Genomic DNA, 12,971 nt, shown 5'->3' with positions numbered 1-12,971 from the left:
ATTACAGAAAAAATAGGCATATTTGCCAAAGCCCCAACAATTATCCATGAAGCCGATCTATAGACTTATGTCGTTTTTATTGCTATCGTTTTTTATGCCAGGTGTTAACGCTCAAACTGCAATTGACACCATTGCATCCGTACATGTCGACACTATTGCCCCTGTGAAGATGGATACTGCCGCCCTTGTACGCATAGCTGATACAGCGGGTGTTATTGTTACTGATAGTGGCAGCATTGCCCACACGCTTAATAACAATGATATTGCAGACAGTGAAAAAAAACCACCATTACACAAAAAAATTTCATTCAATAAACTGCATTACAGCAAAACAGCTAAGATCATTTCGTATACAGAGCTTAGCGTGCTTCAACAAAAAGTATCTTATAAAACCATTGCTGATTTTATTGCCAATTATGCTGTTATTGATACGGCTGATAACATTTATACAATAGCTATTTCGGTTGATAAGCTCAATACAGAAGTTAATACTATGGGTGTGCAGATGCATTTCAGCTCAGACAGCACATTGCCTGATTCTGCATCTGTTTCTTTTGCCAGGGAACTTTATGATGCTGTGGGTAAGCCATTACACGTAAAGATAAACCATGCAGGCGTAATTACAGGGGTAGATACTTCAGGTGTCGGCGGACGGTTAAGCGAAGTGATCTCAATGCTTTATTCTGGTAATGAAAATATATCGGTTGGAAATAAATTTTCGCTTACTTTTCCACTTGCTGACCAACCTGCAATTGGCGACCAATGGAAAGATTCTGCTATAAACAAAAACAGCCGGAGCTTATACACCTATACGGTTAAAAATTTTTTCAGGGACAGGGTAATTTTAGAGGTCCATGCAAATGTGTTTTACTCTGGAGTAATAGAGAGCAATTCTAAGAAATACAACACAGACTTTGCCGGAACGCAGACAGGTACGCTTGAAGTCAATGTAAATACAGGCATGGTGCAATCCCGTAAAATGACTCTGTCTTTCGAAGGAGTAGTATTGATGGGAAATGAAAAAATACCCGCCAGGTCAACCATAGAAATTTCTGAACTGATCAATTAATGTTACACCTGTTTTTAATTTTTTGAGTTAATTTTGTTTTAAATCAATAACTACCACAATGGCAGCAAAAAAAACAATTAAAGCTGAAGATATAAATCCTGTTGAAGGTTTTGAAAACACTAAGCCGCAAAAAGCTAAGGGAAAAAGAACCGTAAAGAAAGAGGGTGAGGTTAAAAGTACAGTGGAAAAAACGGTGAAAAAAATCGCATCAAAGATTTCTTCATTAACCGCTGAAGATAACAAAAATACACGGTTAACTTTTGAAGTGCGTTTCAGTACAGAGTATGGCCAGAACTTATTCGTGGTGGGGGACCATGAATTGTTGGGCAATGACGACCTGGAATTTGCCTTGCCATTACAGTATCTGAACGATAAAGCCTGGAGCGCAACTATAGAACTGCACGAAGGCAACACGCCCCGGGTAATTAATTATCGCTACTTCGTTAAAAACGTTGACGGTTCTATAATTGAAGAGAGCCTGGCAAATAAAAGCATTGACCTGTCGGCATCGGCTGGCAAAAATATTTATGTTTCTGACTTCTGGAGTTTTTCAGGATTTCCGGCCGGCTTGTTTGAAACAAAACCTTTTCTTATTTTATTAAACAATGCAGGAGCTGCAGAACCAACCAAGAAAACAAAAAACTCAACCCATGTATTTACAGTTAAAGCGCCGGTAGTTTCAAACGACCAGGTTGTATGCATGCTTGGTGATGATAAAAGACTTGGAAGCTGGGAAGTAAAAAAGGCGCTGAAGCTTTATCCTGTGGGCAATGGCAACTGGCAAATAGAACTGGATCTTTCAAAATCGGTTTTTCCCATTCACTATAAGTTCGGGCTCTTAAATACCAAAACAAAGAAACCCTTGATACTTGAAGGATACGAAAATCGTTGTTGCGCACTTCCTGCCATCAAAGACGGCAAAGTCTTTATAAACGAGGGACTCATTAACCTTGCGGAGAACGCTTGAAGAGCAGCCGGTGTCATCTCGCCCGTCTTTAGTCTGCGTTCTCACGACAGTTTCGGTGTCGGTGAATTTAATGATGTAAAAAAATATTCTGACTGGGCAAATGCTGTAGGCATCAGGCTTATACAAGTGCTGCCGGTAAACGATACTACTGCCCGTAAAGACTGGCACGATTCTTATCCCTATGCCGCCATCTCCGTATCAGCATTGCATCCGATGTATCTGCACCTGCCTGCAGTGGCAGGCGAGCAGTATGCCTCCTTGCTGGAAAAATATGAAGCAAAGCGGCAGGAATTAAATCTATTGAGCCAGGTAGACTATGAAAGAGTGAATAAGGCCAAGTGGGAATTTATCAGGGAAGTTTACCCGTTGCTGAAGGCGCAGACATTTGCTGAAACCGAATATGAAAAATTCTTTTTGAAAAATAAAGTATGGCTGGAACCCTATGCTGCCTTTTGCTGCCTGAGAGATACATACAAAACAGCAGATTTTACGCAGTGGGATTCATTTGCCGTTTATGATGAAACCATTGCTACGTCTCTGTTGCAGGAGAATGAAGATGAAATAAAGATTCATTATTTTGTGCAGTATTATTTGCACCTGCAGCTAAAAGAAGCAGTTGCTTATGCACATACAAACAATGTGGTGCTGAAAGGGGATATAGCCATTGGTGTATACAGGCACAGTGTAGATGCATGGCAGTATCCGCAATGGTTTCATATGGACACGCAAGCCGGCGCACCGCCTGACGATTTTGCTGTTAGCGGCCAGAACTGGGGATTTCCTACCTACAACTGGGAAGCGATTAAAACAGATAACTTTACCTGGTGGCGGCAACGGTTGCAGCATATGAGCCGCTATTTTGATGTGATAAGAATAGACCATATCCTAGGTTTTTTCCGCATCTGGACTATACCTTACCATGCCATCCAGGGTATACTGGGTCACTTTGAACCCGCTATACCTGTGCGCCTTAACGAGCTTTACGGCATGAACGCATCTACGGAAAGGCTGATGATGCCGTATATTACAGACGATCTGTTGTCAGAAATTTTTGATAAGGAAGCTGCTTATGTCAAAGAAACTTTCCTGACAAAAAACCATGGGAATATTCGTTTCAAACAGGAATATTCTACTCAGCGAAAGATTGAGGAGTACTTCAGGGCGTTTGAAAACAATGACTACAACAATTGCATTAAGAAAAAATTGTATGATTTGCTGGCGAATATTATACTGATCCCAACTAAGGAAAAAGATGCTTTTCATTTCCGGTTCAATATGCAGTCCACATCATCGTACCGCAGCCTGGATGATGTAACCAAATCAATTCTTTGCAGGTTGTATGAAGATTATTACTTCCAAAGGCAGGAAGGGATATGGCAGCAGGAGGCTTATGATAAGTTGCCGGCTATCATTCAGGCCTCGCCGATGCTTGTTTGCGGTGAAGACCTTGGCATGGTGCCCAAATGTGTAAAAAATGTAATGCAGCACCTGCAGTTACTGAGCCTGGAAGTGCAAAGGATGTCCAAGAACGCCCAATCAGAATTTGACGATCCTTCGCGCACACCTTACCTGGCAGTTGTATCTCCTTCTACGCACGATACCAGTACAATCAGGGGATGGTGGAAAGAAATTCCTTACGATAAAAAACAACGCTTTATTTACGATCAGCTACGCAGGCATGCAACGGTAGAGGATGATTGCCCGCCATGGCTTGCAGAAGCCATCATTGAGCAGCACCTTCACTCCTGGTCTATGTGGAGCATATTCCTGTTGCAGGACCTCTTTGCTATGGATGAAAATACGCGTGTAGAAGATCCGGACACAGAGCGCATCAATCATCCTGAGAACCCGCACCATTACTGGCGTTACAGGTCACACATTGCTGTGGAAGACCTGATGAAACATGAACTATTTAATGAGCGTATAAAAAATCTTATTGCCGCATCCGGCAGATAAACAGGCAAAACGCTATTACAGTGGTGCCTGTTTTTCTTTTATCTTTGCCCTAAATTATTCTTTATGCAGGTCGATTATATCGTGCTTGGGCAGGGCATTTCAGGTACATTCCTCAGTTATTTTCTAATGCAGCAGGGCGCATCTGTTTTAGTGATAGATGCAATGAAAGCTAACTCAGCATCGCGTGTGGCGAGCGCCGTGATCAACCCCGTTACAGGCAGGCGTGTTGTAAAGACCTGGATGATAGACGACATATTGCCTTTTGCAGAAAAAGTATACAACGAAATCGGGGAGTATGCCGGCATGAAGGATGTGATGCAGTCCTGCCCGGTTTTAGATTTTGTACCGACACAACAAATGTTGGATGCATTCACCAAAAGAGTTGATGAAAATGCTGACTACATAAGCTTTTCAGCTGATGAAAATGGCATGCGTGAATACTTTAATTTCCCCCTGAAGATCGGTGAGATCAGGTCTTCTTACAACATTGCTTTGTGGGAATTGCTTGCAGCTTACAGGCAGCGTCTCCAGGAAAATAGCATGTTGCTGGAAGAGCATTTTAACTGGGATAATTGCATCCTTGCAGATAGCAAAGTTTTTTACAAGGACATCGTTGCTAAAAAAATATTATGCTGTGAAGGCGTTGAAGGCGGTGCCAATCCTTACTTTCAGCAACTGCCATATGCCTTCAACAAAGGTGAAGCCTTGATAGTTTCTATTCCGGGATTGCCTCAAAATAATATTTATAAGATGGCCATGACCATTGTGCCTTTGCAGCAAAAAGATTTATTCTGGGTAGGTTCCAATTACCAGTGGACTTACGAAGACGAGCTTCCATCCCGGTTTTTCAGGACAAATACAGAAAACTATTTAAACCACTGGCTGAAACTGCCTTTTGAAGTGAAAGATCATATTGCTTCTGTGCGGCCGGCTAACGTAGAGCGCAGGCCGTTTGCAGGCTTGCATCCTGTTTACTCATCCATAGGCATTTTAAATGGTATGGGTAGTAAGGGGTGTTCATTGGCGCCATACTTCGCATATCAACTGGCGCATCACGTGCTCTACGCAAAGGAGATAGAGCTGCTTGCAGACGTGAGGCGCTTTGAAAAAGTTTTGAGCAAATAAGTTTGCGCGTAAAGCTAATTCTTATACCTTCGCGGCTGAAAATCCTCGGGGCGCTGATTCAATTCGGCTGAGATAGTACCCGTAGAACCTGAACAGGGTAATGCCTGCGAAGGGAAGGAGTATGAGTTTCGTACTGTTTCTTCGCGTTTTATTTTCCCTGTTTAAAAATTTATTCATTTAAAATAAAATTTTTAAACAATGCAGAAAGTCTTATTGAGTTTTGTTTTTTCCATGTCGTTGGTTTTTGTAAAAGCCCAGCAAGTACAGCAATACGACATTTCAGACACCGTAGATGTATTAGCGCCTGTAGAAGTACGTGCCATACGTGCGGGAACAAAAGCGCCATTTGCCGTGGCTAACATTTACCAGAAAGAAATAGGCAAACAGAATCTTGCGCAAAACCTGCCTTACTTCTTAAACCAGCTCCCCTCGGTTGTTGTCAGTTCAGACGATGGAGTGGGAGTAGGCTATACAGGTATGCGCGTACGCGGCACGGACCTTACGCGTACAAACTATACCATTAATGGTATACCTGTAAATGATCCTGAATCCCAGGTGGTAGTATTTGTAAACTTTGGCGACCTTGCTTCTTCGGTAAACTCTATCCAGTTGCAAAGAGGCGTTGGCTCTTCCACAAACGGCCCGGGTGCATTTGGTGCATCGGTAAATATATCCAACCTGGAGCAAGGGCGGGTGCCGTATGCTAAAGTTGATAATTCTTCCGGATCTTTCAATACCTGGAAACACACGGTTCGCGCGGGTACAGGCAAATTGAAAGGCGGATTTCAGTTCGACGTGCGCCTGTCTAAAATCAGTTCCGATGGATATATTCAGCGCGCTTTTTCTGATTTAAAATCGTTGCAGTTTATTTCCAGCTGGACATCTAAGGATGAAAATACTTCCCTAAAATTTAATTTATTTACCGGTAAAGAAAGAACGGGGCAGGCTTGGAACGGATTAGAAGTTAGTTTTACCGGCACAGACTCACCGCACTCATTTAACTACGCAGACACATTGAGTAAAATGGGAAGAAGAACCAATACCATTGGTAAAATGGCAAATGGAGAGTACTACAAGGATCAGACAGACAACTATCAGCAGGACTATTACCAGTTATTTTTCAATCATAAATTCAACAGCAACTGGTCAGCAAACGTTGCCGGCTTCCTGACACGCGGAAGAGGATTTTACAATGAGTATAAATCAGGACAAAAGTACAGCAGCTACGGCCTGAAGCCATTTGTGAAAGCTGTTGGCGATACGCTTTTTAAGACCGATCTTATTCGCCAGTTATGGCTCGACAATCATTATTACGGAAGCGTTTTTTCTGCAAACTACCAGACAGAAGCTACAGATGTAAATATTGGCGGCGCTTACACCATGTACGATGGTAAACATTACGGTTTTGTCAAATGGGCACAACATGCTATTGAGCCGGATTACAGGTGGTACAATCACCCTGCTGATAAAAATGATTTCAATATGTTTGCAAAATGGCAGCAAATGATCACTGATGGCTTGTATGGCTATGTAGACCTGCAATACAGGAATGTACAGTATCATATAAACGGTTCCAGGAAAGACGCTTCTTTACGGGTCAACCAACAGTATAACTTCTTCAATCCAAAGGCCGGGTTAAGCTACCTGATCAGGCATCTGAACGGGCAGAGTAAAGTGTATGGATCATTTGCCGTGGCAAACAAAGAACCCAATCGTAACGATTTTGAAGCAGCACAAAAAAATTCCCTGCCTCAGCACGAAACTTTGTATGACTATGAACTGGGCTACCTCTACAACGGTACAGTTTTAAATGCAGGCATTAACCTGTATTACATGGATTATAAAAATCAGCTCATTCTGACAGGTAAAATAAATGATGTGGGTGAAGCTACGCGTGCGAATGTAGATAAGAGCTACAGAAGCGGTATAGAACTTACTGCAGGATATCAACCTGTGGCGTGGCTGAACATCAATGCCAGTGCAGCATTCAGTAAAAATAAATTGAAAGATTTTACTGAGTATTATTACATAGTGAATGAAAATTGGGATCCTGTTGGAGAAGAATCAAAAACTTATAGCAATACAAATATTGCATTTTCTCCGAATGTAGTCGCAAGCGCTGCAGTCACGTTTGAGCCATTCTATGCGTATCAATCAAACAATCATTTCTTTATTGAGTTATTAGGGAAACACGTCGGCAGGCAATATCTTGATAATTCATCTAATATAATGAAAAGCATAAATCCATACAGTTTATTCGACGCACGTTTAAGGTATGACCTGAAACCTTCATGGATAAAGAATCTTAGCATAATTGTTATGCTGAATAATATCTTAGATAAGCAATACGAAAGCAATGGTTTTACGTATAGTTCCAAAAGTGCAACAGATAATGTGCTGTATACTACAAACGGATACTATCCCCAGGCTGGTTTCAACTTTAATGTAGGTCTTTCCTTAGGATTCTGAGAATGAAATTTATTATAGGATAAACGGCAGCGAAAACACTGCCGTTTTTTTATTATTTTTATAGGAAAATATTATATGAATTACGCTGAGCTCACCGGGTACATAGCTATGACGCTTTTGGTTATATCTTTTATACCCAAACAGGTTACAAGCATCAGGATCATTAATCTCGTGGCTTGTATATTCTTTGTTATTTACGGGATATTGCTGGGAGTGCTCTGGCCTGTGATCATTTCTAACGGCCTGGTAGGTTTGGTGCAGTTATATCATTTGTTGAGGCGGACCAAAAAGCTATCTGAATAGCTTTATATACTGTATGGATGGTTCCGGCAATGGCGAAAGAACAATATTTATTTCATGCAAAGAGTCCCCAAATGTTTACGCAAAAAGAACAATATAATATACTTATAGTAAGCAGGAAGCTGCAGATTAAGTTAACCTACCCACGCATCCCTGTCCTCGGGTGAGAACTGCCAGGGCGCAAAATTATTTTCAATATTGGTATTCATAGCATTCCATTCAACAGGCGCTTTGCTTTCTTCCATAATCAGGTAGCGGCGCAATTGCACTATGATGTCAAGAGGCTCAATGCTCACAGGGCATGCTTCCACGCAAGCGCTGCAGGTGGTGCAGGCAAGTAACTCTTCTTCAGTTATATAATCGTGCAGCAGGCTTCTGTTATCCTGTGTAAAGTTTTTGTTGTGATTGATATTTCTTCCCACTTCTTCCGCACGGTCACGCGTTTTCATCATGATCAGCCTCGGGCTTAATTTTTTACCCGTAATGCTTGCTGGGCATACCGCAGTACATCTGCCGCATTCTGTACAGCTATAAGCGTCTAATAGATTTTTCCAGCTCAGGTCAAAAATATCTTTTGCTCCAAATGCTTTGTTCCCGGTGGTTTCAGCGTCTGCTGGAACTCTATAGGGTTCCATGGCGTACAGAACTTCCTGCTGTATTTCGGGCATGTTTTTCATTTCCCCCTGTGGATGCAGCCTTGCATAATATGCATTGGGGAAAGCAAGTATAATATGCAGGTGCTTGGAATAAGCCAGGTAGATAGCAAAAGCATAAATACCGGTTATATGAAACCACCAGCAAAAGCGCTCGGTAAACATAAGTGTTGCATTGCTGAATGCGCTCAATACAGGATGCAGCCATTGCGAAACCAGGAAACTGCCTGAATGCACTTCTGCATATCCGGGCACGCCGCGCGCTTGCAGCAAAGTGTCGGCAGCATTCATTTTCAGGAAAGCAGACATCAGTAATATCTCTGTAACCAGGATCAGGTTGGCATCGGTTTTTGGCCAGCCATCCAGTTCTGAAGATGCAAGTCTTTTTACCCGTAAAATATTTCTCCTCACCAGGAACAGGGCACAGGCAACTATCACCAGCAAGGCAAGCATTTCAAAAGCATTTATCAGCAATGTATACAAATATCCGGCTTGTGCAAACAGCCTGTGCGTGCCCAATGCCCCGTCCAGTATTATTTCCAGCAGCTCAATGTTTACAATGATGAAACCGGCATATACTACAAAGTGCAGGAGGCCTACGGTTGGCTTTTTAAACATCTTCTTCTGGCCAAACGCCAGTAGCAACACATTCCGCCATCTCTGTGCACCATTACCTTTGATTTTTTCTTTCCTGCCCAGATGGATGTTCCTGTAAATTTCCTTCCATTTTTTTACAAATAAAAAAACAGCAACCGCCGTAACCAGTATGAATATTACTTGTGAGATCATGTACAAAAAGCAAATATTTTGCACGCTAAATTAACTTTTATTAACCAATAAATATTAATCGTTATCAATTATCTTTATTGTAAATTTGTTCTGCATTAAAAAAGGATAGATGATCAAGGAAAATTTTATTCTCAGCCGCGAGGAAGCCAATCATAAGTTGGAGCGCATGGCCCTGCAGATCGCGGAAAGACTTAAAGGTGATAATGCTCCTGTGGTGTTGATCGGAGTAGCCCATGCAGGCACCATCATTGCAGAAAAATTACATGCTTATTTACAAAAATATATTTCCGGCACAATAGAAATACTGACGGTACAGCTAAATAAGCGTGCGCCAAAAGAAGTTACTTTCAGTAAAGATATAGACGCTACGGACAAAAATATCATCGTGGTAGACGACGTTACCAATTCAGGAAGAACTTTGTTGTATGCCGTGAAACCCTTGCTGTCATTCATTCCCAAGCGCATACAGACATTGGTGGTCATTGAAAGAATGCACAGGCATTTTCCGGTAAAGCCGGACTATGTAGGCATGTCTGTAGCAACACCGGGTAATGAAAATATTGTGGTAGTGATAGAAGGCCAGGAGGTTACAGGGGCTTATGTAGACAGGTTATAAGATTCAATCAAACTAAAAAAAATCTAAAATATTTACACATGGATGCACAAATACAAGCCAGGGTAGACAATTGGCTGAATGGCAATTTTGACCGTGAAACCAAAGATGAAATACTTCGGCTGCAGCAGGAAGACACAAATGCACTGACAGAAGCTTTTTACAAAAACCTTGAGTTTGGTACCGGCGGATTGAGAGGCATCATGGGCCCCGGCACCAACCGTATGAATAAATATACGGTAGGTATGGCTACCCAGGGATTTGCTAATTACCTCAGGAAAACTTATGGCGATAAGGAAGTGAAAGTGGCTATAGCACACGATTGCAGAAACAACAGCCGTTTCTTTGCCGAGACTACGGCCAATGTTTTCGCAGCCAACGGCATCAAGGTTTTTTTATTTGAAGAATTAAGGCCAACGCCGGAATTGTCTTTCGCTATCCGCCATCTCGGATGCCAGGCAGGCGTAGTTTGTACTGCATCTCATAATCCTAAAGAATACAATGGTTATAAAGCTTACTGGGACGACGGCGCACAGCTTGTAGGCCCTCATGACGTGAACGTGATCAAGGAAGTAGAGCAAATACAGTCTACCGATGATGTTAAATGGAGCGGGGGAGAAGCAAACATCTCGCTGATAGGAAAAGATTTAGACGATGCATACATCAATATGCTCAAAAGCCTGAGTGTATATCCTGAAATAATCGAAAAGCAAAAAGATCTTACAATTGTTTATACACCAATCCACGGAAGCGGCATCACGCTGGTGCCAAGAGCATTGGAAGCATTTGGCTTCAGGAATGTAACTATTGTGGAAGAGCAGTCTGTGCCCGATGGTAATTTCCCTACTGTAGTATACCCGAACCCTGAAGAGGCCGAAGCCATGAGCATTGGTTTGCAAAAGGCCAGGGAAATGGATGCCGATATTTTGCTGGGTACCGACCCGGATGCAGACAGGGTAGGCATTGCCATTAAAAATCACAAAGGCGAATGGGTTTTAATGAACGGTAATCAAACCGCTGTGCTTGCCTGTGCCTACATGATAGAAGCGCGTAAAGCAAAGGCTATAGCCCGGCCAAACGATATGGTAATTAAAACCATTGTTACTACAAACATGATAGACGATATCGCCAAAGCTAATGATGTAGCGTGTTACAACGTACTTACAGGCTTTAAATGGATAGCTTCTATGATCAAGGAAAAGGAGGGCAAAGAACATTACATTATTGGTGGTGAGGAAAGCTTTGGCTTAATGATAGGCGACCAGATCAGGGATAAGGATGCTGTGTCTGCTGTTGCTTTCCTCTGCGAAATGGCAGCCGTAGAAAAAGACAAAGGAAATTCGTTGTACGATAAACTCATAGACCTGTATGTGCAGTACGGTTTTTATTATGAGAAACTGATAAGCCTTACCAAAAAAGGGCTTGACGGCCAGAAACAGATCGCAGACATGATGGAATCTTACCGCAACAATCCGCCTGCGGAAATTGCAGGCTCTAAGGTAGTGCAGTTGCTGGATTATGAAAGAGGCGAGGGCAGGAACCCGGCTACGGGCGAAAGCTGGAAAATAGAATTGCCAAAGAGTAATGTACTACAGTTTATCACGGAAGACGGGGCAAAGATCTCTGCCCGCCCTTCAGGAACCGAGCCGAAGATAAAATTTTATTTCAGTGTAAAAACAACGCTTCCTTCAAAGGAACAGTTTGATGAAAAGCATGCTGAGCTTAACAGGAAGATAGACACCATTATCGAGGATATGAACCTGAAATAATTATATACAGTGGTAGACAGAATAGCCGCAGCTTCCGGGTTGCGGCTATTTTATTTTTGTAGCAATGGATATGATTTATTTTTTTGCGCTGATAAATTTTCCGGTATTGTAGTCAAGCATAAGATCGTGCAATTCTACATTATTGGATGAGGCTATTATGGCCCCAATGGCTCCGAACATTATGCTGGTTACAAGCGCATCTTTCTGATCAGCATTTACATTTACATATCCTTTAAACACAATGTCATCATTTACTTTCGATGCCGGTACGAAACCTTTGACTGTATTTAAGAAGATACGGTTATTGTCAACAATAGCATATATATTTTTGGTATTGGTTATTTTTTTGTTGGTCGTTTTATCTGAAATGCGCATAGGCATGTCACCAGCATATTTCAGTTCAAAATTAGTATAGTCGGGTTGTTGATGTTTGAATGTTTCATAACTATAATATATACCATTGGTGAATGTATCTACATTGTACAGGGGTAATTTTCTTTTTTCCCTTGTTACCGTATTTGCTATATCTTCAGTAGAAAGAATTTCACTGCCCGCGGGCAGTTTGCTAAGTGCTGAAGCAATAAAATGTTTATAAAAATTACTGGATTCGGCCAGCATTTTTTTGGTTACATCAAGTCCTTTTACTACCACCACAGTATCCATTTTTTCAATCAGTACATAACCGGTTCCAATGCTTCCGTAGAGGTCAGCAGCAAAAGAAAAATAACCTTTTTCCGAAGTTGCTTTTGTTATTTCTGCAAAACTAAAGTTGCGCAGGTACAGGATCAGGTTTCCATCCTTTGCAGTGTTATCAATTGTTTTCAGGAACAGTTCTGTCATTTGTTCTTTTAATGAAATATTTTCTGTGAGTATTCTGTATGTATTGAATGCGCCTGTCTGTATATATCCCAGGGCCGGATTCATTCTTCCATCAATTACGGTGAGATGGCTGTAATAACTGTTTGACACAGGTGTTGCTGTAGTGTCTAATCTATATTCCTGGGTAGCCTGTGCTATGGCGCCGTAGATTACGGCAGATAGCAGTAGGCTTAAAATAATTTTTTTCATGAGTGTATATATATTTATTTGTTTTTCAGTTGCCACATGGAATAGCCTTTATTCATCAACAGTGGGTATGCAGCATTCTTATGGCTATTTCATTGTAAAAATGTTTGTAGTGAAATTATTTCGAAAATTTTATTGAATTCCCACGTGAACTGATTTATAAAATTAATAAATCATTTTAAATGTTAATCCAATT

General features: G+C 41.5%; 10 protein-coding genes and 1 riboswitch. Of the genes, 8 read left to right on the top strand and 2 right to left on the bottom strand.

What is annotated here, in order from left to right; translation table 11 throughout:
* Nucleotides 1–46: 46 nt before the first annotated feature.
* The 6 genes from OD355_RS06125 (at nt 47) to OD355_RS06100 (ending at nt 7,889) form a co-directional block, all read left to right on the top strand.
* Nucleotides 47–1,069 carry a DUF6263 family protein gene (locus tag OD355_RS06125; protein ID WP_263037578.1) on the top strand — a complete coding sequence of 341 codons (1,023 nt, stop codon included), beginning with the start codon at nt 47–49 and terminating at the stop codon, nt 1,067–1,069.
* 58 nt (nt 1,070–1,127) lie between these two features.
* Nucleotides 1,128–2,036 (top strand): carbohydrate-binding module family 20 domain-containing protein, encoded by a 909-nt coding sequence (locus OD355_RS06120; protein WP_263037577.1) that lies wholly within the window; start codon nt 1,128–1,130, stop codon nt 2,034–2,036.
* A 15-nt stretch (nt 2,037–2,051) separates the two neighbouring features.
* The gene (locus OD355_RS06115; RefSeq protein ID WP_317619108.1) at nt 2,052–3,992 is read left to right on the top strand and encodes a 4-alpha-glucanotransferase; all 1,941 of its coding nucleotides are present in this window, start codon (nt 2,052–2,054) and stop codon (nt 3,990–3,992) included.
* 63 nt (nt 3,993–4,055) lie between these two features.
* On the top strand, nt 4,056–5,117 hold the full coding sequence (locus OD355_RS06110; RefSeq protein ID WP_263037576.1) for an NAD(P)/FAD-dependent oxidoreductase: 1,062 nt from the start codon (nt 4,056–4,058) through the stop codon (nt 5,115–5,117).
* Between the two features lie 36 nt (nt 5,118–5,153).
* Nucleotides 5,154–5,249, top strand: a riboswitch (TPP riboswitch).
* 66 nt (nt 5,250–5,315) lie between these two features.
* Nucleotides 5,316–7,586: a TonB-dependent receptor gene (locus OD355_RS06105; RefSeq protein ID WP_263037575.1), complete on the top strand. Its 2,271-nt coding sequence runs from the start codon at nt 5,316–5,318 to the stop codon at nt 7,584–7,586.
* 75 nt (nt 7,587–7,661) lie between these two features.
* On the top strand, nt 7,662–7,889 hold the full coding sequence (locus OD355_RS06100) for a uroporphyrinogen decarboxylase (RefSeq protein ID WP_263037574.1): 228 nt from the start codon (nt 7,662–7,664) through the stop codon (nt 7,887–7,889).
* Nucleotides 7,890–8,020: 131 nt separating this feature from the next.
* Here OD355_RS06100 and OD355_RS06095 read toward each other — a convergent pair whose 3' ends face one another.
* Complete coding sequence (locus OD355_RS06095) at nt 8,021–9,328, bottom strand: (Fe-S)-binding protein (RefSeq protein WP_263037573.1); 1,308 nt, start codon at nt 9,326–9,328, stop codon at nt 8,021–8,023.
* A 109-nt stretch (nt 9,329–9,437) separates the two neighbouring features.
* Here OD355_RS06095 and OD355_RS06090 point away from each other — a divergent pair, with 109 nt between their 5' ends.
* Both OD355_RS06090 and OD355_RS06085 read left to right on the top strand, forming a co-directional pair.
* Nucleotides 9,438–9,944, top strand: a complete 507-nt coding sequence (locus OD355_RS06090; protein ID WP_263037572.1) for a phosphoribosyltransferase family protein — start codon at nt 9,438–9,440, stop codon at nt 9,942–9,944.
* Nucleotides 9,945–9,982: 38 nt separating this feature from the next.
* Nucleotides 9,983–11,710, top strand: coding sequence for a phospho-sugar mutase (locus OD355_RS06085; RefSeq protein WP_263037571.1), 1,728 nt, complete (start codon nt 9,983–9,985; stop codon nt 11,708–11,710).
* Nucleotides 11,711–11,785: 75 nt separating this feature from the next.
* Here the strand turns inward: OD355_RS06085 and OD355_RS06080 are convergent, their stop codons facing one another.
* Nucleotides 11,786–12,778 (bottom strand): hypothetical protein, encoded by a 993-nt coding sequence (locus OD355_RS06080; RefSeq protein ID WP_263037570.1) that lies wholly within the window; start codon nt 12,776–12,778, stop codon nt 11,786–11,788.
* Nucleotides 12,779–12,971: the final 193 nt, after the last annotated feature.

It is taken from the genome of Haoranjiania flava (assembly GCF_025631005.1).
Classification (GTDB): domain Bacteria; phylum Bacteroidota; class Bacteroidia; order Chitinophagales; family Chitinophagaceae; genus Haoranjiania; species Haoranjiania flava.
The sequence above is the reverse complement of the archived record's forward strand: the minus strand, read 5'-3'. Positions and strand labels throughout refer to the sequence as shown.